Origin of the sequence: Comamonas piscis (genome assembly GCF_014109725.1) — a bacterium.
GTDB lineage: Bacteria > Pseudomonadota > Gammaproteobacteria > Burkholderiales > Burkholderiaceae_C > Comamonas > Comamonas piscis.
Genome location: NZ_CP058554.1, coordinates 3,185,871 through 3,206,739 on the forward strand (window position 1 = coordinate 3,185,871; position 20,869 = coordinate 3,206,739).

21 protein-coding genes are annotated in these 20,869 nt (G+C 63.6%); 12 read left to right on the forward strand and 9 right to left on the reverse strand.

Annotated elements, in window-relative coordinates; genetic code table 11:
* Positions 1 to 67: 67 nt before the first annotated feature.
* Positions 68 to 721: a molybdenum cofactor guanylyltransferase MobA gene (gene mobA / locus HS961_RS14325; RefSeq protein WP_182323061.1), complete on the forward strand. Its 654-nt coding sequence runs from the start codon at positions 68 to 70 to the stop codon at positions 719 to 721.
* A 73-nt stretch (positions 722 to 794) separates the two neighbouring features.
* On the forward strand, positions 795 to 1,124 hold the full coding sequence (locus HS961_RS14330) for a thioredoxin family protein (protein WP_182323063.1): 330 nt from the start codon (positions 795 to 797) through the stop codon (positions 1,122 to 1,124).
* A 44-nt stretch (positions 1,125 to 1,168) separates the two neighbouring features.
* On the opposite strand, the gene HS961_RS14335 is transcribed toward HS961_RS14330, so the two are convergent.
* The 3 genes from HS961_RS14335 to HS961_RS14345 form a co-directional block, all read right to left on the reverse strand.
* Positions 1,169 to 2,074 (reverse strand): adenylate/guanylate cyclase domain-containing protein, encoded by a 906-nt coding sequence (locus tag HS961_RS14335; RefSeq protein ID WP_182323065.1) that lies wholly within the window; start codon positions 2,072 to 2,074, stop codon positions 1,169 to 1,171.
* Between the two features lie 247 nt (positions 2,075 to 2,321).
* Positions 2,322 to 3,335, reverse strand: a complete 1,014-nt coding sequence (locus HS961_RS14340) for an LD-carboxypeptidase (RefSeq protein WP_182323067.1) — start codon at positions 3,333 to 3,335, stop codon at positions 2,322 to 2,324.
* A gap of 183 nt (positions 3,336 to 3,518) precedes the next feature.
* A complete protein-coding gene (locus HS961_RS14345; protein WP_182323069.1) occupies positions 3,519 to 3,956 on the reverse strand; it encodes a BON domain-containing protein in 438 nt (145 codons plus the stop codon).
* A gap of 245 nt (positions 3,957 to 4,201) precedes the next feature.
* Between HS961_RS14345 and HS961_RS14350 the strand changes: the two genes are divergently transcribed.
* Entirely contained in the window at positions 4,202 to 5,896 is a 1,695-nt protein-coding gene (locus tag HS961_RS14350; protein ID WP_182323071.1) for a SulP family inorganic anion transporter, read from the forward strand.
* Between the two features lie 110 nt (positions 5,897 to 6,006).
* On the forward strand, positions 6,007 to 6,756 hold the full coding sequence (locus tag HS961_RS14355) for a sulfurtransferase (RefSeq protein ID WP_182323073.1): 750 nt from the start codon (positions 6,007 to 6,009) through the stop codon (positions 6,754 to 6,756).
* A gap of 42 nt (positions 6,757 to 6,798) precedes the next feature.
* Here the strand turns inward: HS961_RS14355 and HS961_RS14360 are convergent, their stop codons facing one another.
* Positions 6,799 to 7,209, reverse strand: coding sequence for a DoxX family protein (locus HS961_RS14360; protein WP_182323089.1), 411 nt, complete (start codon positions 7,207 to 7,209; stop codon positions 6,799 to 6,801).
* An 80-nt stretch (positions 7,210 to 7,289) separates the two neighbouring features.
* A complete protein-coding gene (locus HS961_RS14365) occupies positions 7,290 to 7,988 on the reverse strand; it encodes a pirin family protein (RefSeq protein ID WP_182323090.1) in 699 nt (232 codons plus the stop codon).
* A 215-nt stretch (positions 7,989 to 8,203) separates the two neighbouring features.
* Here HS961_RS14365 and HS961_RS14370 point away from each other — a divergent pair, with 215 nt between their 5' ends.
* The 5 genes from HS961_RS14370 to HS961_RS14390 all read left to right on the forward strand — a co-directional run bounded on the left by HS961_RS14370 (position 8,204) and on the right by HS961_RS14390 (position 13,730).
* Positions 8,204 to 9,136, forward strand: coding sequence for a LysR family transcriptional regulator (locus HS961_RS14370; RefSeq protein WP_182328272.1), 933 nt, complete (start codon positions 8,204 to 8,206; stop codon positions 9,134 to 9,136).
* A 112-nt stretch (positions 9,137 to 9,248) separates the two neighbouring features.
* Complete coding sequence (locus HS961_RS14375; RefSeq protein WP_182323091.1) at positions 9,249 to 10,367, forward strand: NAD(P)/FAD-dependent oxidoreductase; 1,119 nt, start codon at positions 9,249 to 9,251, stop codon at positions 10,365 to 10,367.
* Positions 10,368 to 10,515: 148 nt separating this feature from the next.
* Positions 10,516 to 11,517: a tRNA glutamyl-Q(34) synthetase GluQRS gene (gene gluQRS / locus HS961_RS14380; protein WP_182323092.1), complete on the forward strand. Its 1,002-nt coding sequence runs from the start codon at positions 10,516 to 10,518 to the stop codon at positions 11,515 to 11,517.
* Positions 11,518 to 11,640: 123 nt separating this feature from the next.
* Positions 11,641 to 12,414, forward strand: a complete 774-nt coding sequence (gene trmB / locus HS961_RS14385) for a tRNA (guanosine(46)-N7)-methyltransferase TrmB (RefSeq protein WP_182323093.1) — start codon at positions 11,641 to 11,643, stop codon at positions 12,412 to 12,414.
* Positions 12,415 to 12,755: 341 nt separating this feature from the next.
* Positions 12,756 to 13,730 carry a succinylglutamate desuccinylase/aspartoacylase family protein gene (locus tag HS961_RS14390; RefSeq protein WP_182323094.1) on the forward strand — a complete coding sequence of 325 codons (975 nt, stop codon included), beginning with the start codon at positions 12,756 to 12,758 and terminating at the stop codon, positions 13,728 to 13,730.
* Positions 13,731 to 13,804: 74 nt separating this feature from the next.
* Here the strand turns inward: HS961_RS14390 and HS961_RS14395 are convergent, their stop codons facing one another.
* On the reverse strand, positions 13,805 to 14,596 hold the full coding sequence (locus HS961_RS14395; RefSeq protein WP_182323096.1) for an SDR family oxidoreductase: 792 nt from the start codon (positions 14,594 to 14,596) through the stop codon (positions 13,805 to 13,807).
* Between the two features lie 45 nt (positions 14,597 to 14,641).
* On the reverse strand, positions 14,642 to 16,282 hold the full coding sequence (locus HS961_RS14400) for a 3-(methylthio)propionyl-CoA ligase (protein ID WP_182323098.1): 1,641 nt from the start codon (positions 16,280 to 16,282) through the stop codon (positions 14,642 to 14,644).
* 258 nt (positions 16,283 to 16,540) lie between these two features.
* Here HS961_RS14400 and HS961_RS14405 point away from each other — a divergent pair, with 258 nt between their 5' ends.
* A complete protein-coding gene (locus tag HS961_RS14405) occupies positions 16,541 to 17,242 on the forward strand; it encodes an RluA family pseudouridine synthase (RefSeq protein WP_182323099.1) in 702 nt (233 codons plus the stop codon).
* Between the two features lie 5 nt (positions 17,243 to 17,247).
* Here HS961_RS14405 and HS961_RS14410 read toward each other — a convergent pair whose 3' ends face one another.
* Positions 17,248 to 17,952, reverse strand: coding sequence for an SDR family oxidoreductase (locus tag HS961_RS14410; protein ID WP_182323101.1), 705 nt, complete (start codon positions 17,950 to 17,952; stop codon positions 17,248 to 17,250).
* 117 nt (positions 17,953 to 18,069) lie between these two features.
* Here HS961_RS14410 and HS961_RS14415 point away from each other — a divergent pair, with 117 nt between their 5' ends.
* Positions 18,070 to 18,828 carry an SDR family NAD(P)-dependent oxidoreductase gene (locus tag HS961_RS14415; RefSeq protein ID WP_182323103.1) on the forward strand — a complete coding sequence of 253 codons (759 nt, stop codon included), beginning with the start codon at positions 18,070 to 18,072 and terminating at the stop codon, positions 18,826 to 18,828.
* 137 nt (positions 18,829 to 18,965) lie between these two features.
* Positions 18,966 to 20,150 (forward strand): beta-ketothiolase BktB, encoded by a 1,185-nt coding sequence (gene bktB, locus HS961_RS14420; protein WP_182323105.1) that lies wholly within the window; start codon positions 18,966 to 18,968, stop codon positions 20,148 to 20,150.
* Positions 20,151 to 20,153: 3 nt separating this feature from the next.
* Here the strand turns inward: bktB and pepE are convergent, their stop codons facing one another.
* Positions 20,154 to 20,855 (reverse strand): dipeptidase PepE, encoded by a 702-nt coding sequence (gene pepE / locus HS961_RS14425; RefSeq protein WP_182323107.1) that lies wholly within the window; start codon positions 20,853 to 20,855, stop codon positions 20,154 to 20,156.
* Positions 20,856 to 20,869: the final 14 nt, after the last annotated feature.

The window sequence follows — 20,869 nt, forward strand, 5'->3', positions numbered from 1 at the left end:
TGGCGGCTTCTTCCGCTGATGGGCGCGACAATCAGAGGGTCTGAAACCCCTGCTGCCTTTGCCGACTATGCCCTCTTCCGCACCCGCCATTCCTCCTGAACACATCACCGGCCTCATACTCGCGGGCGGCCAGGGCACGCGCATGGGCGGTGTTGACAAAGGGCTGCAGTTGCTGGGCGGCCAGCCGCTGGCATGGCACTGCGCCCAACGGCTGCAGCCGCAGGTGGGACCGCTGCTCATCAATGCCAACCGCCACCTGGATACCTACCGCGCGCTGGGCTACCCGGTAGTGGCAGATCTAAGCTTGCCGGACACCGAAGCCTACGCAGGCCCGCTCGCAGGGTTTGCCGCCGGCTTGGCGGCCTGCCAAACGCCCTGGCTGTTGACGGTGGCCTGCGACACGCCGCACTTCCCGCAAGACCTGTCCCAGCGCCTGGCGCAGGCAGCGGCTGCCCAGGATTGCCCCATTGCGATGGCATGCACGCCGCCTGAGGAGCCCGGCAGTGAGCGCCCGGTTTTGCAACCCACCTTCTGCCTGATCCATACCAGCCTGGCAGATAGCGTGCGCCAATATGTGGGCGGCGGCGGCCGCAAACTGCGGCAGTGGGCAGCACAGCATGGCCAGTGTCTGGTGCAGTTTGACGATGCCCAGGCCTTCTACAACGCCAATACGCCCGACGAGCTGGCCCGGTTGCAGGACATGACACCGCCGCACAAGTGACTGGCGCTGACGGACAAAGACTGTGCCGGTGCTATAACGGAACAGATCAGCATCCCCACCTTGGAGCCGCCTTTTGACCTACTCGGCACAGCACCTCAGCCAGGAGCCCCAGCGCTCCGATATCGATACCCAGCCCGGTTTGACCGTCCTGGAATTTGGCACGCCCTGGTGCCCGCATTGTCTGGGCGCACAAGGCCTGATCGAGCATGCGCTGGGCCCGCGCGCCGATATCCGGCATCTGAAAGTGGAAGATGGCCCCGGCAAGCCTTTGGGACGCAGCTACCGCATCAAGCTATGGCCTACCTTGGTGGTTTTGCGCGATGGCCAGGAAGTGGCACGCGTGGTGCGCCCGACGGATGCGGCCAGCATCTACACCGCGCTGGCAGCGCTGAAGACGCCATAAGATAAGTACTGCCCGGCACATCGGGCCGGGTTTGCGCTGAATGCCTAGACCGGCGTCACCGAGAACGCCGTGCTTGGCGCTGTGGGGTCTTCAGGCGACACGCCAAAGTACATCACGCCCACGCCATGCAGCTGCACCGATTCACGGCGCACGGCAGTCGCGGGGTTCGCACCAAAGCTCACCCAAGTGCCGTAGCGGCTTAGGTCGGTGTAGATCACATTGCCGCTGCGCCAGTCGATGCGGCCATGCTGGCGGGAGACGCGGCGGTCCAGTACCACCCATTCCGAGTCGGACGAGCGGCCGACAAAGAGCGGCATCTCTTGCGTGCTGAAAAACCGCTCCACGCCACCCGATGCCATCCGCAGGCGCATCTGCACCACGGTCTCGGGCTTCATCGGCAGCACCGAGTCATAGGCGGTCACGATGTCCTGGGCTTCAGGCTCAATCCATTGCACCTGGTAGAGCATTTGCTGCTCCGCCTTGCCGCGCACATCCATCCAGCCCATGGGCACAAAAACGGTGTCGACGCGGGCGCCGGACTCCATCGTCGAGGCGGCCGCCCAGACCTCGCGGTGGCCAGCTTTTTCGCACAGACGCGCAGCCATGTTGACGGAGTCACCGTAGCAGTCGCCCTCCATCAGCACGACTTCGCCGGTGCTCATACCGACGCGAACATGGAATTTCTGAGAGGCAGGCAGGGAATCCCACTGCCCGTAATGGCGGCGCATCAGCATGGTCATGGCGCTGACGGCCAAAGCACTGCTGTTGAAAATGGCCAACACACCATCGCCCAGGGTCTTGATCACCCGGCCCCCCGCTTGCACGACGACCTGCTTGAAAGCGTCCGTCATGCCCGCGACTGCTCGCGCAGCCCGTTCATTGCCCAAGGTTTCGAACAATGCAGTACTGCCCGAGATATCGATGAATACCACGGTGGCGACAGTTGTCATGGATTTTCTTGTTACGGCAGGTGCTACCTCCTCCCCAGGAGCAACGCCAGCCTTATGTATCAATAGCGACCATGCATATTACACTGCAAACCAGCGCTTACGACCAGTCCTGCGCCTGCTGCCAAGCTTACGAATTGTTTAGATTCCAACAGGCAGGGCAAGTCCCAGCTTTTCATATGCACGCGGAAAAGGGCGCATGACAGCTCTATATGCTGCCCCTCACCCGATATTAGCCGGTCGCAGTTACTTATTGATGGCCCCAATAAATCAGCGCATCACGGCCTTCCACACTCAGCGAGACCTGGGCGCCGACCGGCAGCAGCACCTTGGTCGGAACATGGCCAAAAGGCAGGTTGGTAATCACCGGCGCTTCGATCTGCGTGCGCAGCCACTGCACCACGGTGGCCAGCTTGAAGCCCTTGTCATGCGCATTCAGCTGGTAATCACTGAACTGACCAAACACCACCGCTTTTTGCTGGGGCAGTACGCCTGCGTGCAGCAAGGTGCTCAGCATGCGCTCGATCTTGTAAGGCGTCTCGCCCACATCCTCGATGAACAACACCCCGCCCTTGATCTTGGGCAAATAAGGCGTACCCACCAGCGACGCGATCATCGCCAGGTTGCCGCCCCAGAGCGTGGCCTTGGGAATGTAGATATCGTCCGATGCCGAAGCGCCTGTCACCGTGCCAGCCTTTTCGGCCGTCAGGCGCCAGCCCGTGCCTTCGCCAGCGCCGCTGAGCAGGTCTTCAAAGCAGTCCTGCATGATGTCATCGACGCCGTCTGCCGCGCCAAAATCGCCCACCAGTGCAGGGCCAGCCCAGGTCACCGCGCGGGTCTTGGCATAGAGCGCCAGTTGGAAGGCGCTGAAATCGCTGAGACCCACAAAGCGGGTACCGGCAGCTACCGCCTTGGCCACCTGTTCGTAATCGATGCGGTGCAACAGGCGGGAGAGCCCATAGCCACCTCGGCTGATCATCGCCACATCGGCGCCGCTTTGGCTGGCGCGCGCGATGGCCGCTAGTCGCATGTCGTCATCACCGGCAAACCGGGTGCTGGAAGCCAGGGCGTCCTGGTCTACCTCGACCTGGTGGCCCATGGCCTCCAAACGCTTCACTGCGCGCTTGAAGGCCTTTTTGTCGCGCACTGCGCCCGAGGGCGAGTACACATAAATGTGCTTGGGGCCGTGGGCATGCTGGTGCTGGCAGTGCTCGTGGTCGCAGTGACCATGGTCGTGGTCATGGGAGTGGTCGTGCTGGTGCATGGCGGCGGATGGGTAGAGAAAGGGCAAGCACAGGGCCGCCAAAAAAGAAGAGCGGTGCGTGGTTCTGCAAGCAAAACCGACACCTTCGGTATTGGGCGGCATTATGCGGCCAAGCGCCTGGGCTGCGGACCACATGGGCACTAATGCCATGGGCCAGACAGGGCTGTGGGCCCTCGCCGTCGTTTAACTCAGCGCATCTGCATGCACCTGGATCAGGCTGAAGACGCCATGCACGCCAAGCGCATGGTTGGCGATGGCCACCGCACGATCGCGCAGAGGCAGGGACGATACCGTTCCGCGCAAGGTCACCATCGCATGCGATGTCTCTACCTGCAGAGCAGCCAGCTCGTCGCTTTGCGAGGCAACCAGCGCATCCAGCACCTGCGCAGAGATCGCCTCATCGTCGGCCCGCTGGCGATTGGTCTGCGCGGCGCGTGCTACCGCCTGGCTGGCCCGCTGGCCGGAGGCATCCAGCGTTTGCCCGAGCCCCAGGCCCCAACCCCAGGCTTGCTGCACAACACCGCCCTGCCACAGGCCGAAGAAACACGCGCCCATGGCTGCAAGCAACAGGGCCGCGATGGCAATGGTTTTGGCGATGGAAGAGCGACGGACCAAGTGCATGGGAAGCGGGGGCCAGGCAGGCACAGGAATGGGGCTTTGGAATGCCAGCAGGGCCGCTGGCGGTGCTGTCGATTGTGGCGGCAGCCAGCGCTGCTGCCAAGGCTTTCGGACAAGAAGCTGCAAGCTATACCACCAAGATACGCGGCCTTGGCAATTCTTCACACTGGCGGCTCTATACACCAGGGCAGTCACGCTTGCGCAAGCGCCGGGCTGCAAGCCTGGGCCGATGCAGCGACAATGCAGCCATGCAGCCCTCCCTGATCTACCGAATCTTCCCCTTTTTGCGCTGGCCCAAGCCCACCACACAGCTGCTGCGAGGCGAGTTCATGGCGGGGATGACGGTGGGGCTGATGCTGGTGCCCCAGGGCGTGGCCTATGCGCACCTGGCAGGCATGCCCTTGATTACCGGCATCTATGCCTCGATCATTCCGGCAGCGGTCGCTATTTTGTTCAGCCCCTCGCCCCGGCTGGGTGTCGGGCCCACCGCGCTCAGCGCCTTGCTGATTGGCGCATCGCTCACCGGCATGGCCGAGCCGGGCTCCGCGCAGTGGGTCATTCTTGCCGCCTGGATGGCCATCATGGCCGGGCTAGTGCAGTTCAGCTTGGGGTTGGTACGCGCCGGCTGGCTGCTGAACCTGGTGACCTCGCCCGTTCTCGCAGGCTTTACCCAGGCTGCCGCGCTGCTGATTCTGGCCTCCCAGCTGCCCAGCCTGCTGGGCATGCGCAGCGATTGGGCCACCGTCTGGGACAATCCCTCACTTGGGCTGTTTGACTGGCGATCCATTCTGATGGGCCTCGCCAGCATCGCTTTGCTGGTGGTCGCCAAAAAGTGGCGCCCTGCCTTCCCCTCCGCCGTGTTTGTCATTGGCTGCACCGGCCTCATCAGCTGGGCGACCGACTTTGCCGACAAAGGCGGCGCGGTAGTCGGCCACCTGCCCACCGGTCTGCCGCAGCTGGTCTGGCCGGGCATGTTGGATTGGTCGCAGTTCGGCATGCTCGTCATGCCGGTGCTGGTGATCTCGCTGGTCAGCGCGCTCGAGACCGCTTCCAGCGCCCAGGTCGAGCACCAGCAAGCGGGCACGCGCTGGGACAGCAGCCAGGAGCTGGTGGCGCAAGGCCTGTCGAAGATGAGCGCAGGCCTGTTTGGCAGCTTTGCCACCAGCGCATCCTTCTCACGCTCGGCGGTCAATCTGCTGGCCGGCGCCAAAACCGGTTACTCCAATGTGTTCTCGATCCTGCTGGTCGTTGCCGTTGTGCTGTGGTTTATCCCGGCGCTCTACCATGTGCCGCAGGCGGCGCTGGCTGCGATTGTGATGACGGCTGTTGCCAACCTGGTCAAGCCGCGGACCCTCGTCTACCTGTTCAAGATATCGCGCATCGAGGGCAGCATTGCGGTCGCTACCTTTGGCATCACCTTGCTGACGGCGCCCCGCATCTACTGGGGCGTGCTCTCGGGCATCTTGCTCAGCTCCTGCTACTTTCTCTACAACCGCCTGCACCCACGCATTGTTGAAGTGGGCCTGCACCCGGACGGTAGCCTGCGCGATCGCCATCTCTGGCAATTGCCGCCGCTGGCCCCCGATCTGCTGGCCCTGCGCATGGATTCGGAGCTGGATTTTGCATCGGCCGCCGCGCTGGAAGAGCGCGCCGCCAATGTCTGGACCCAGCATGCGCACTACCGGCAACTGGCCCTGCTGGCCCAGCCGATGAACCAGATCGACATCACCGGCGTGGAAGCCTTTGTGCGGCTGGAGCGCATGGCCGCCAAGCGCGGCGGCATGCTGCATATCGTCGGGATGAAGCTGCCGGTGGAAGCCCGCCTCAAACGCGCTGGTCTGCTGCAGGACAACCCACATCTGCGCATGTACCGCACCGATACCGAGTTTCTGCAGGCAATGAACCGCGCGCACAGCGATGAGGGGATCGAGTACGCCATCTAGCGTTTCCTGGGCTCATCAGAACGCCCGTGCTTCCCTGGCTAAAATAGCCGCCCGCCCTGCGCTACTGCGCAAGCGGCTCTTTTCTTCCAGACGCTTTGCCAGAAACCACCGTGCCCTCGATTCTCAATATCTCCTGCTACAAGTTTGTCAACCTGCCCGACTGCGAGGCGCTGCGTGACCTGCTCGCCCTGCGCGCGGCCGATCTGGCGCTCAAAGGCACAGTATTGCTGGCAGAAGAAGGTATCAATTTCTTTTTGGCCGGGCCGGCCGACGCCGTGCGCGCCTGGGTGGACGCACTGCGCGAAGACCCCCGCTTTGCCGACGTGCAGCCCAAGGAGAGCTGGTCAAAAACGGCGCCGTTTCGCAAGATGCTGGTCAAGGTCAAGCCGGAGATCATCCGCATGGACCACCCCGCCATCCGCCCTGCCAGTGGCCGTGCGCCTTCGGTCAGCCCTCGCGACCTGCAGCGCTGGCTGCAGCAAGGCCATGATGATGAAGGGCGCCCCGTGGTGACCCTGGATACCCGCAATGACTATGAAGTGGACGAAGGCGCCTTTGTCGGCGCCATCGACTGGCGGCTGCGCAAGTTCACCGAATTCCCCCAGCAGCTGCGGGCCCACCGAGACGACTTGCAAGGCAAAACGGTGGTCAGCTACTGCACCGGCGGCATCCGCTGCGAAAAGGCCGCCATCCTGATGCAGGAAGAAGGCTTGACCCATGTCTACCAGCTCGATGGCGGCATCCTCAAGTACTTTGAAGAAACCGATGGCAGCGGCTACCAGGGCAGCTGCTTTGTGTTTGACGAGCGCCGTGCAGTGGACGATGGTCTGCGCAAGACGGCGCTCAAAACCGAGCCCTGAGCGCGCAGCCGCTCAGGCCCGGTCGTCGCGTTCACTGCCCGATCAGCTAGCGCGGCGCTTGGCGTCCAGGCTCCAAGCCCCGGCGCCAAAGGCGGCAAAGGCCAACAGCCCGCCAACGATGCCGATGTTCTTGTTGAACAGCAGCTTGGTCACCATCACCGCCTCGGCCGGCACCGACCAGTAGGCGTGGAAGATCATCGTCGCGGCCAAGGTAAAAATGGCCAAAATAGCGGCGGCATAGCGCGTGCCCAGGCCCAGCAGCAGGGCCAGGCCGCCCAAGATCTCAATCGCCAAGCCCACGGCCACCCCTACTTCAGGCATCGGCATGCCAGCCGATTGGGCATAGCCCACGGCGCCGGCAAAGCCGGTCAGCTTGCCCAAGCCCGGAATGATAAAGAACCAGGCGATCAGAATACGGCCCAGCAGGGCCAAAGGATTTTGCAAAGCGTTCATATTTTTCTCCTTGAAATAACACCACCACTTACACCTACCCCACACGGGGCGCTGTCCTCAATGGCAGCGCCCCGTGAACATCAAGCCGCCAAGTCAAACACCAGCACTTCGGCATCACGGGCTTGCGCCAGCCGCACCGAGGTTTCCTGGTCCAGATAGGCGGCATCACCTGTGTGCAAGGCGGTGTCATTGACCGACACATCCCCTCGCACCACATAGACATAGGACTTGCGCCCTGGCGACAATGCCACGCTCGCTTCGTCCTGGCCATCGAGCAAACCGGCATACATGCGGGCATCGGCATTCATGCTGATGGAGCCGTCTGCACCGTCGGGCGATACCACCAGGCGCAGCTGGCCGCGCTTGTCCGCATCGGCAAAGGTTTTTTGCGCGTAGCTGGGCGCAATGCCTTTTTTATCGGGCTCGATCCAGATTTGCAAGAAGTGCGTTTCCTGATCGGCATGGTTGAACTCGCTGTGCTCCACCCCGGTGCCGGCGCTCATGCGCTGCACATCGCCGGGCGGCAGGCCTTCGATATGGCCCATGCTGTCCTTGTGGGCCAGGTTGCCGTCCAGCACATAGCTGATGATTTCCATATCGCGGTGGCCATGGGTACCAAAGCCCTTTCCAGCGGCGACGCGGTCTTCATTGATCACACGCAGATTGCCCCAGCCCATGAAACGGGGGTCGTAGTAACCGGCAAACGAGAAGCTGTGGTTGGAGCGCAGCCAGCCATGGTCGGCATGGCCACGATCAGCAGATTTACGAACCATCAACATTTTTGATCTCCTGTCTGGCAAACGGCGCACATTGCGCTGTTCATCACCATGTCCATGACTGTAAAACCGCCGATCCTGCCTGCGGGGCAGTGGTTTTGATGGCATCATTCAAAAAATCTGATGATCCCTTCCCGGGCCAGAACCAAGCCGGCCTCAGCAGCGAAGATTTACCGATCCGCAGCGGGCCGCATGTAGGAAAGAACCGTCAAATGGCCTTGTTGCGTGATCGCGATGTGCTGACCCCCGATACCCTGGCCTTGCTGCAATTGGTAGCCGACAGCGGCAGTTTTGCCGCCGCAGCACGCCAACTCGGCCTGGTGCCCAGCGCGCTGACCTACCGCATCCGCCAGGTCGAGGATGCCCTGGATGTCTTGCTGTTTGACCGCAGCGCGCGCCAGGCACGGCCCACCGAAGCCGGCCAGGAGCTGCTGCGTGAGGGCGCGCGCCTGCTCGCCGAGGTGGACGCCGTTGCCAACCGGGTGCGCCGCGTGGCCACCGGCTGGGAGCCCGAGCTGCGCATTGCCGTCGATGGCGTGGTCTCGCGCACCACCATGCTGGAGCTGATCGAGGCCTTCTACACCATCGCACCGCCGACGCGCCTGAAAATCACCGACTCCATCCTGGCCGGCACCTTGGAGGCGCTCAGTTCGGGCCGGGCCGACCTGGCAATTGGCATTGCGGTCGATGCATCGCACGTGGCAGGCCTGCAGCAGTTGGACTTGGGCGAGATCACCTTCCGCTATGTCGTCGCCCCCCACCACCGCCTGGCCGACGAGATGCAGCCCATCAGCGATGACTTGCTGCGCCAGCACCGCATCATTGCCGTGGCCGATTCGTCCCGCAGCGGACATGGCCAGACCATTGGCGTGCTCAACGGACAGGATGTGCTGACGGTGGATACCATGCAGGCCAAGCTGCAAGCCCAGCTGCGCGGCATTGGCGGCGGCTTTTTGCCGGACAACATGACGATGCCCTACTTGCGCAGCGGCCAGCTGGTGGAGCGCGAGTTGATGCGGCCGCCGCGCAAGATCAAGCTGCGCTACGCCTGGCGCGGCAGCAACCCCGGCAAGGCGCTGCAGTGGTGGCTGGACCAGCTGCAGTCCGAGGCCACACGCACTTCTTTACTGAGCAATCACTATGTGGGATAAATCCTGAGCAAAACGGGTGTAAACACCGTGTAGAGTGGTTCCCCAGATAGCGCTGCAGCTGCAGCCATCTGTGAAGCCTTATCGTTTGTCGAAACAGTACAGAAAGTCTTTCATGTCTTCTCGCATTCCCCCCAAACCCAAACGATCTGCATCCTCTTCCTCCAATATTGTGCTGGCCACGCGCAAGCACTATGCCGTCGTCGGCGCCGGCATGGCCGGCGTGGTCTGCGCCCGCACCTTGCAGCAGGCGGGCCACCAGGTCACCGTCATCGAGGCCCAGCCCCAAGTGGGCGGCCGCATGGCCAGCCGCCACAGCGCGCATGGCAGCTTTGATGTCGGCGCCCAGTTCTTCACCGTGCGCGATCCGCGCTTTCAGCAGGCGTTGGACACCACGCCCAACGTCACCCGCAACTGGAGCGTCAACGCCATCCGCACCCTGGATGCCACCGGCAAGGTGGCCGTCACCACCCAGCGCGGCATGGAAGCCCATCTGATTGGTGTGCCCACGATGGACAGCCTGGTCGCCTCCTGGGCCGCACCGCTGACCGTCCACCTCAACGAATATGCACTGGCTTTTGAGCGCGACGCCTTGAACGCCAACCAGTGGCAGCTGCGCACCGAAGACATCGACGGCGGCGTGCATGTCTACGCCGGCCTCGACGGCGTTGTGCTGGCCATCCCCTCGCCCGAAGCGCAGGAGCTGCTGGCCGATAGCGAAACCACGCTGCCCGCCGACTGGCAGCTGTTCGATGTCTACATCGCCCCCAGCTGGACCTTGCTGCTGACCTTTGCCCACGCGATTGACCCCGGCATCACCAACATGGGCCCGCAATGGAATGCCGCCCGCACCGAGCACCCGCGCATCACCTGGCTGTCGCGTGAATCGTCCAAGCCCGGGCGCGGCAAGGTCGAGCGCTGGACCGTGCAGGCCAGCCCCGATTGGGCCCGCAAGCATGAGAACGACGAGCCCCAGCGCGTCGCCGCCAAAATGCTGCAGGCCTTCTCCGAGTTGACCCGCATTCGCGCCACCCCCAGCGACATCCGCGTGGTGCAGTGGGGCTATGCCAAGACCATCAACCCTCTGCCCAAGGATGCCAAGGGCCAGGCCCGCAGCCACCTCTGGAACGCCAAGAGCGCCATTGGCCTCTGCGGCGACTGGTGCCTGGGCTACCGGGTCGAAGACGCCTTTGTCTCTGGCCTGGAGATGGCGCTAGCTGTGCTGGGCGAATAAACGTACCCGCCTGCTGAACCCTGCTGTTGAACGCCACCGGGCTTGGCCGCGGTGGCGTTGTTGCATCTGCATGGCCGACAGCAGCTAAGACACGGATGCGCCGGATGCGCCGAACATGCCAAATAGCCCGGGTTACACTCCCCCTCCGATGACTTCAAGCGCTTACACCGGCCGTTTTGCCCCCTCGCCCACCGGCCCGCTGCACGCCGGCTCGCTGGTGGCAGCGCTGGCCTCCTGGTTGGATGCCCGCGCCCACGGCGGTACCTGGCTGGTCCGTATCGAAGACATTGACCCGCCGCGCTGCCCGCAGGGCATGGACCAAGAGATCCTGCGCCAGCTCCATGCGCTGCAGCTAGTCCCCGATGCCCCGCCGCAGTGGCAATCGGCGCGCCATGGCCTCTATGCCCAGGCCTTGGCGCAGCTACAGGATGCCGGCTGGGCCTACCCTTGCGCCTGCACACGCCGTGATATGGATGCCGCACTGGCCGCACAAGGCTATCTGCACGAGCGCCATGGCGAGCGCCCCTACCCTGGCACCTGCCGCGATGGCCTGCATGGCAAGACCGGACGCAGTTGGCGCTTTCATACGCAGCGCTACCAGCACCATGCCCTGGCGGAGGCAGCAGACCTTGACCAAGAAGCCGCAAGGCCTGACCACCCCCTGCTGCAGCGCGACCAGCCACTGCACTGGCAAGACCGCTGGCTGGGTCCCATGCAACAGGACGTGGCGGCCCATGTCGGCGATTTTGTGCTGCAGCGCGCCGATGGCCTGTGGGCCTACCAGCTGGCTGTTGTGGTGGACGATGCCGAACAAGGCATCAGCGATGTGGTGCGCGGCGCCGACCTGGCCGACAACACCCCCCGCCAGTTGCTGCTCCAGCAGGCGCTGGGCCTGACCGCACCGCGCTATATGCATACGCCGCTGGTGCTGCAGGCCAATGGCGAAAAGCTCTCCAAGGGACTCGGCGCACCCGCGGTCATGGTGGACAGCACAGAGCAACGCATGGGCGTGCTGCGCCAATCCGCCCAGTACCTGGGGCTAGAGGCGGGCAACGCCAGCACCCTACCGGATGCGCTGGCCGGTTGGACGGCACAATGGGCGCGCCGCCATCTGGGCAACACTGCAGCCACCGGTGGCCCCGTGCCGTGATTGACCACGGCTTTGCACCTGCGCCCCAGAAAAATCTACAATAGCCCCTTTTTTGACGCGGTTGCGCCCTCCCTTGGTGGACGGCCACCTCAGCGCACGTGCTGCACCAGCACCCCCATAACCATGCAATCTTCTTCGACGCCTGCTGCCGGCCCCGCGCCCGAGCCCCTGATCACCAACGCCCGCGATGCCAGCAGTGCGCCTGGCCATGCGCCCGCCGATGTGACCCATCCCAAAACCATCCGCTCTTACGTGCGCCGTGCAGGCCGCACCACCACGGGCCAGGCCAAGGCTTTTGAGACCCTGGGCACCCGCTATGTGCTGCCGTACACCGGCGAGGCTTTCAATGCCGACGCGGCCTTTGGTCGACAGGCCAAGGTGATTCTGGAGATCGGTTTTGGCATGGGCGAGGCCACCGCGCACATCGCCCGCGTGCGCCCGGACGACAACTTTCTATGCTGCGAAGTGCATGAGCCCGGCGTGGGCGCACTGCTCAAGCGCATTGGCGAGCAGGAGATCACCAACATCCGCATCTTCCAGCACGATGCCGTGGAAGTGCTGGAGAACATGCTGCAGCCCGGCTCGCTGGACGGCATCCATGTGTTCTTCCCCGATCCCTGGCACAAGAAAAAGCACAACAAGCGCCGCCTGATCCAGACGCCCTTTGTGGCCCAGCTGGTGGCCCGCTTGAAGCCCGGCGGCTACATCCATTGCGCGACCGACTGGCAGCCCTATGCCGAGCAGATACTCGAGGTGCTGTCGGCCGACCCCGATTTGAAGAACACGGCCGACGGCTATGCGCCGCAGCCCGAGTACCGCCCGCTGACCAAGTTTGAAAACCGGGGTCTGCGTCTGGGCCATGGCGTCTGGGATCTGGTGTTCACCCGGGCGCAATAAGCAGCGGCTGGGTTCGGCCCTCGCAGGCATTGAAACCATTCCACGCCACAAGGCTGCCTCGGCAGCCTTTTTGCTTTGTTGTTACCGTCGCGGCGACGGAGCCCAGGCAAACCCGTTGTGCTTTATCAAAATTGATAGCACCATGCGGCGAGCGCAGCGTCCGATGCGGTAGGATGGATGCTGGCACCGCCGCGGTGGTGCCAATGGCCAATACGCCGCCCCCTGCCCCACGCTTGTGGGTATAAACCTTGCGCCCTGCTCTGGTGCAACCGCCCTTAACGGGATGCAAGGCTTGTGTTGCAGCGGCCCGGGCTGGCAAGCCATACACCGGATAAAACGCTATGACCGTCTCCCGCTTCCAGATCACGCCTTTGAACCACACGGACTCTGCCGAGCAGCCCGCAGCGCTGCGCAGCTACGGCTGGGCGTCGGCAGAGCCCGGCCCGTCCCTGCTGGTCTTTGGCGCCGTACACGGCAATGAGCAAAGTGGAACGCATGCGATCCGCCGCTGGATTGAGCGCTTTGAATCGGGCCAGGTGCGCCTCAAGCGCGGTCGCCTGACGATGGTGCCCGTCGCCAACCCCAAGGCCTTTATCAAGAACGAGCGCGAGGGCGACCGCAACCTCAACCGCAACTTTGTGCCGCAAGCTAAGCCGCAGAACTTTGAGGACCACATGGTCAACGCGCTCACGCCCTTGCTGGAGAGCCATGATGCGCTGCTGGATCTGCATTCGTACAGCGGCGACGGCCAGCCCTTTGCGATGACCGGCCCGCTCAACAACAGCGGCAGCCTGGAGCCCTTTGCCCGCCAGCAAGAGGAAGAAGCCTTTGCCAAGGCCGTGGGCCTGCCCGTCATCGTGCAAGGCTGGCTGGAGGTGTATGAACAGGCGGTGCAGGCCAGCGGTGGCGCCATTCGCCCTGAGCACGGCATTGGCACCAATGAGTTCATGCGCAGCCGTGGCGGCTATGCGATCACCGTCGAATCCGGCTCGCATGAGGAACCCCAAGCCATCGAGATTGCCGACCGCTGCATTGCCGGTGTGCTCAACCTGCTGGACATGGCCGATGTCACTGTCGAGCCCGTCGCGCAGTACACCACCCACCACATGCGCCAGGTCTTTATGCGCCAAAGTGCAGACGACCAGATGCAAAAAGACTGGCAGAACTTTGACCCGTTCACTAGCGGAGATCTGCTGGCCACCCGCGCCGATGGCAGCCAGATTCTGGCCCCGTTCGATGGCTGTGTGATCTTTCCCCAGGCCGATGCCGCGGTGAACCGCGAGTGGTTCTACCTGGCTCAGACGGACCGCAGCTGATAGAGGCAATGGGCTGCCCGTTGCAGGCAGCCCGGCCAAAGATCCCGCCCCCTGACCGCGTCAACCTGACCGGCTTACCCTGCAGTAACGATGCTGATCCCGCCATCGACCGCCAGGCACTGGCCGGTGATGTGCTTGCCCGCATCGCTGGCCAGCAACACCGCAGCGCCCTTCAGATCGTCATCCCCACCCAGTCGCCCCAGCGGCACGCCCGCAGTCATGGCATCCTCGCCGATCTGGTCAATCAGGCCATTGGCCATCTTGGTGCGGAAAAACCCTGGCGCAATGGCGTTCACGCGGATGCCGTAATGGCCCCACTCTGCGGCCAGCGCGCGGGTGAAGTTGATGACGGCCCCCTTGCTGGTGTTGTAGGCAATGGTCTTCATGCCCACCGGGTTGCCGCCCAGCCCGGCAATCGATGCCAGGTTAATGATGGCGCCTTGCCTGCGTGCAATCATGCAGCGCTTGGCCAGTTGCTGCGACAGCAGAAAATAGCCACGCACATTCAGGTTCATCACCTTGTCCCAGGCGGCAGCCGGGTGGTCTTCGGCGGGAGCGCCCCAGCTGGCTCCAGCGTTGTTGACCAGAATGTCCACATCGCCTACGCGCTCCAGCACCTCGATCGCCAGGCGCTCAATCTCGCTATCCACCGCGCAGTCGGCCGCAATCCAGCGCGCATCAATGCCCGCGCCGCTTAGCTCGGCCACGGCGGCTTCCAGCTCGCTGGCCTTGCGGCTGGTTACTACCACCTTGGCGCCGGCCTCGCCCAGCGCATGGGCCAGCTGCAGCCCCAGGCCACGTGAGCCGCCGGTGACCAGGGCCGTCTTGCCCGTCAAATCCAGAAGTTGCCCAATCTTGCGCGCCATGCGATGGCCTCCTTGTATGTTTGAAGAAGTGGTCGGAATCCATGCTCAGGCCGGCAGTACATAGTCCTTGAACTGCTCGCGCAGCCGCGTCTTGAGCATCTTGCCGGTGGCGCCCAGCGGAATCGCATCGACAAAAATGACCGCATCCGGAATCTGCCACTTGGCCATCTTGCCCTGGTAGAAGGCCAGCAGCTCTTGCTCGCTCACGGCAGCGTCCTTTTTGAGCGCCACAAACACCACCGGCCGCTCATCCCACTTGGGGTGGGCCATGCCCACACAGGCGGCCATCGCGACGGCCGGGTGCGCCATCGCGATGTTCTCGATATCGATGGAGCTGATCCATTCGCCGCCGGACTTGATCACATCCTTGCTGCGGTCGGTGATCTGCATAAAGCCATCAGCGTCGATGGTCGCCACATCACCGGTCGGAAACCAATCGCGGCCCTGCGCATCAGTAACCAGCGGCGAGGCGCCCTCGCTGCGGTAGTAGTCCGCCACCACCCAAGGGCCGCGCACCAGCAGATCGCCATAGGTATGGCCATCCCAGGGCTGGTCCTGGCCGTCGTCGCCAACGATCTTCATGTCCACACCAAAGATGACCCGGCCCTGTTTGGCCAGCAATTGCGCCTGGGTGTCGGCCGGCAGTGCCAGGTGCTTGTGCTTCAAGGTGCAGACGGTCCCCAGCGGGCTGAGCTCGGTCATCCCCCAGGCATGCAGCACGGTGACGCCATAGTCTTCCTGGAAGGTCTTGATCATCGCCGGCGGGCAGGCCGAGCCGCCGATGATGGTGCGCTGCAGGCTGCCAAAGCGCAGGCCCTGGCTTTGCACATGGCTCAGCAGCATCTGCCAGACCGTCGGCACGCCTGCAGCAAAGGTCACCTTCTCGGCCTCCATCAGCGCATAGACCGAGGGCCCATCCAGCGCCGGGCCGGGAAACACCAGCTTGGCACCATTGAGCGGCCCCGAGAATGGCAGGCCCCAGGCATTGACATGGAACATCGGCACCACCGGCAGCACCACATCGCGCGAGGAGATATCCATCACGTCGGGCAGCGACGCGCCATAGGCGTGCAACACGGTGCTGCGGTGGGAGTACAGCACGGCCTTGGGGTTACCCGTGGTGCCGCTGGTGTAGCACATGCCGCAAGCGGTGTTTTCGTCAAACTCAGGCCATTGGTAGACGCCGTCGGCGCCGGCAATCCAGGCCTCGTAGGCGACCAGGCCCGGGATACCGGCATCGGCGGGTAACTTGTCGGCATCGCACAGCGCCACCCATTGGCGCACCGTCGGGCAGCGCGCATGAATGGCCTGCACGATCGGCAGGAAGCAGCTGTCAAAGCACAGCACCTCGTCCTCGGCATGGTTGACGATCCAGACCACCTGGTCCGGGTGCAAGCGGGGGTTCAGGGTATGGATGACCCGGCCCGAGCCGCCCACGCCGTAGTACAGCTCCATATGGCGGTAGCCATTCCAGGCCAGGCTCGCCACCCGCGTGCCTGCTGCCAGCCCCATGCCATCCAGGGTTTGCGCCAGTTGCCGGGAGCGCTGGGCAAACTCGCCATAGGTGTAGCGGTGGATATCACCTTCCACACGGCGCGAGACGATTTCGGTATCGCGGTGGTAACGCTCCGCAAACTCCAGCAGGTTGGAGGTCAGCAGTTGCTGCTTTTGCATCAGGCCTAGCATTGGGTCTCCTTGTGATATGGCCAGTGGCGGCGCGCGGGCAAGGCTGCGCATGGCACCACCGGCATGCATCTGTTTTTATAGCGCTTGTGCGCGGCAAAGGGCATCGTAGCAACCCGCACTGCGAGCGGCTTGCATGAGCAAATGCCCGCAGCTTATGACGAGCCATACAGTACAGGCAGCAGCGCGCAACACGCACTGCGCGCTGTCACCTAGGCTGCAGCACGTAGAATCGGGCGCCGCCCATTGACCCCCTGCCCCATGCTGATTCCCGAATACATCGACGCGCACCTGCTTGTGCTGAACAAGCCATCGGGCCTGTTGTGCGTGCCTGGCCGGGGAGAAGACAAGCAGGACTGCCTGAGCGCTCGGGCCCTGCAGCAATGGCCCGATGCGCTGGTGGTACACCGGCTGGACCAGCCCACCTCGGGCTTGGTGGTGATGGCGCGCAGCCTGGCCGTGCAGCGTGCGCTGGGCGATGCCTTTGCGGCGCGTGCGGTGCGCAAGCGCTATACCGCCGTCGTCAGCGGCAGCCCGCATGCGCAGCCTTTGCCCCTGGGCAATGCGCTGTACCCTGCGATGCCGCAAGACGGCGAAAGCTGGAGCCTGATCGATCTGCCGCTGGTGGCCGACTGGGAGCGCCGCCCTTTGCAGCGGGTGGATAAGGAACATGGCAAGCCCAGCCAGACCTGGTGGCGGGCGATGGCTGCTGACGAAGCCGCTGCCCTGCCAACCATTCCCCCGGATAGCACCCGCCTGTGGCTGGAGCCCCTCACCGGCCGCACCCACCAGCTGCGGCTGCACATGCAAGCCATCGGCCATGCGATGCTGGGCGATGGCCTCTATGCCAGCGCTGCGGTGCAGGCGATGGCGCCACGCCTGCTGCTGCAAGCGCAGCAGCTGGGCTTTGCCCACCCGGTGAGCGGTGCATGGCTGGACTGCCGGCTGGCAGCAGATTTCTGAGGGCCTTAAACGTGGCGCATCAGGCCGCCATCCACGCGGATGTTCTGGCCGGTGATGTAAGCCGCGCCTTCTGAGGCCAGAAAGGCGACCGTTGCGCCGATCTCGTCCGCCTTGCCATAGCGCTGCAACGGCACAGCGGCCTGGCGCTCGTCCTTTTTGGGAAGGCTGTCGATCCAGCCGGGCAGCACATTGTTCATGCGGATGTTGTGCTTGCCATATTCATCGCAGAAGATCTTGGTGAAAGCCGCCAGCCCTGAGCGTGCCATCGCTGAAGTGGGGAACAGCGCTGCGGGCTCAAACGCCCAAGCCGACGAGATATTGATAATGGCGCCGCCGCCCTGCTGTTGCATGATGGGCGCGACCAAACGCGTGGCGCGCACGACATTCAGAAAATACACTTCCAGGCCCTTGATCCAGTCCTCATCGCTGATCGACAGCAGATCGCCCTTGGGGCCATGGCCAGCGCCATTGACCAGCACATCGATGCGTCCATAGCGCGCCATCACGGCATCCACCAGCTTTTGCATGTCGGCCACATTCTGGTTGGAACCCGTCACGCCGACACCGCCCAGCTCCTGGGCCAGGGCCTCGCCCTTGCCCGAGGACGACAAAATCCCCAGCGCATAACCGGCCTGGTGCAGCTGGCGTGCGGCCGCTGCGCCCATGCCGGATCCACCGGCGATCACGATGGCTACCTTGGATTCATTCATGCTGTGCTTTCTTGGTGTGTGCAAAGCTGTTGATCCTAACCAAGCCGCCGCGCTTGTGCAGGCATCCGGGAAAAACGCCGTAACGGGCAGGCCCAACTGACGTTACGATAACCAGCTATGACCACCAAACACCTCTTTATCCTGACCGGCGGCTCGCGCGGCATGGGCATGGCCATGGGCCAGCAACTTCTGGCCCATGGCCACACCGTGCTCAGCATCGCACGCCGCACATCCAGCGAATTGGCAGCTGCTGCTGCCAGCCCTTCGCAGCTCATCCAGTGGGAGCAAGATCTTGGCGATACCGATGCCGCTGCCCAGCGCCTGGGCGACTGGCTGCGCAGCCTGAATCCATCGGACTGGGCCAGCATCACCTTGATCAACAACGCTGGTGTGATTCCGCAAATCGCACCGCTGTCTGCCCTGGCCACGGCCGACCTGCGCAATGCGCTGCGCGTGGGGCTGGAGGCACCGATGGCGCTGACGGGGGTGTTTTTGGGCGCGACCGACAGCTGGACCGTGCCCAAGAAAGTGCTGAATGTCTCCTCCGGCCTGGGCCGCCGCCCCATGGCCTCGCAGGCCGCCTACTGCACCGCCAAAGCCGGCATGGATGCCTATGCCCGCTGCGTGGCGCTGGAAGAAGCCCACAAGCCCCATGGCGCCAAGATTGTCTCGCTCGCGCCTGGCGTGATCGATACCGACATGCAGGTGCAACTGCGCAATGCCGATGCCGGCGCTTTCCCCGATGTGGGCAACTTCAAGGGCCTGCATGAAGGCGGCAAACTCAGCAGCCCGGCAGAAGCCGGTGCCAAGGTGCTGGCCTGGCTGGACCGCGCCGATTTTGGCCAGAATGTGATCGCCGACGTGCGCGAGGCTTGATTACTGCGGGGGCCAGCCAGAACTGTCACCAAGGCGCCCCCCGGTAGCACCCGGTTTGCCCAACGGCAGCCGGGCTGGCAATAATGCTGCAAGGCAACATTTGCATGCCCATTCCAACTTAAACAGGAGACCTTTCCATGTCCCGTGAAGTACTTGTCTGCAGCGCTGTGCGCACAGCTATTGGCACCTTTGGCGGCAGCCTCAAGGATGTTCCACCGACAGAGCTGGGCGCGCTGGTCGTCAAGGAATCGCTCGCCCGCGCGGGCATTGAAGGCAAGGATGTGGGCCATGTGGTGTTTGGGCATGTGGTCAACACGGAACCCAAGGACATGTACCTGAGCCGGGTGGCAGCGATCCAGGGCGGCTGCCCGCAGGAGACGCCGGCCATGAACGTGAACCGCCTCTGCGGCTCGGGCCTGCAGGCGATTGTGACGGCCAGCCAAGGGATCTTGCTGGGCGACTATGACGTGGCGATTGGCGCCGGTGCCGAAAACATGAGCCGCGCGCCTTACGCCAGCACCACCAGCCGCTGGGGCGCACGCATGGGCGATTTCAAGATGATCGACATGATGACCGGCGCGCTGCACGACCCCTTCCACAACATCCACATGGGGGTGACCGCCGAGAACGTTGCCAAGGATTTCGCCATCAGCCGCGATGACCAGGACCAACTGGCGCTCAGCAGCCACCAACGCGCCGAGCTGGCTTGGGCGGAGAACCGCTTTGCGGACCAGATCGTGCCGGTCATCCTCAAAAGCAAAAAAGGCGATATTCGCTTTGACAAGGACGAGCACTTCCGCACGGGTGCCAAGATCGAGGATTTTCAGAAAATGAAACCGGTCTTTGTCAAGGAAGACGGCACCGTTACCGCCGCCAATGCCTCCGGCATCAATGATGCCGCTGCCGCTGTAGTGCTGATGGAGGCCGCCGCCGCCCAGGCGCGCGGCGCCAAGCCGCTCGCCCGTTTGGTGGGTTACGCCCATGCCGGCGTTGATCCCAAGATCATGGGCATTGGCCCCATCCCCGCGTCCAAGGCGGTGCTGGCCAAGACGGGTCTCAAGCTGGACCAGATGGATCTGATCGAGGCCAATGAAGCCTTTGCCGCGCAGGCCTGCGCAGTGACCAAGGGCCTGGGTGCAGATCCCGCCAAGGTCAACCCCAACGGCTCGGGCATCTCGCTGGGCCACCCGATTGGGGCGACGGGCGCGATCATCACCGTCAAGGCGATCCATGAGCTGCACCGCACCGGTGGCCGCTATGCGCTGGTCACCATGTGCATTGGTGGTGGCCAGGGCATTGCCGCCATCTTTGAGCGCGTTTAAGCCTTAAAGACCTAGCGCAGTCCCCACGGGCAGGTCTTCTACCGGCTTGCCCGCAGCAAAGCGCTTGGCGGCAAACTGCCCTGCCACCTGGGCTTGGCCGCCTTTCACTGCCAGCCAGCTGCCTTCCGGCAAAGCCACTACCTGCTTGTCCGGATTGGCAATCAAAAACTCTGCCAGCCGCTGGTCACGGGTCTCACCCTGGTGGCCCGGCGGCAAGCTGTTGTTGTAGTGCGGGTTGATGCAGAACGGCACCAAGCCCAGCGCATCAAAGCCTTGCGGATCGACGATGGGCATGTCATTGGTGGTGTTGATGGTCAAACCCGCCAGGTTGGCGCCGGCGCTCCAGCCGGTGTACGACATGTGGCCTGCGCGCACCACCTCGCGGATGCGCTCCAGCCAGCCGCGTTGGCGGCATTCGGCCAGCAGCTGGAAGGTGTTGCCACCGCCGACGATGATCGCTTGCAAATCACCCGCCAAAAATTGCTGCAGCGCATCGTCCTGGTGGGCCCCTACCAGCTGCACACCCGTATGCGCAATGGCTTCCTGCACCTGCGCGGTGTAGTCATCCCAGCTCATGGTCACCCCGGCAAAGGGCACAAACAGCGCCTTTTGTACGCCGTTCATCTGGGCGGCCAGCGCTTCGTGGCAAAAGGTCAGATAGCCGCCATCGGGCGCGCGCGAGTTGCTCAACAACAGTAAATGCATAACACCTCTTTCAG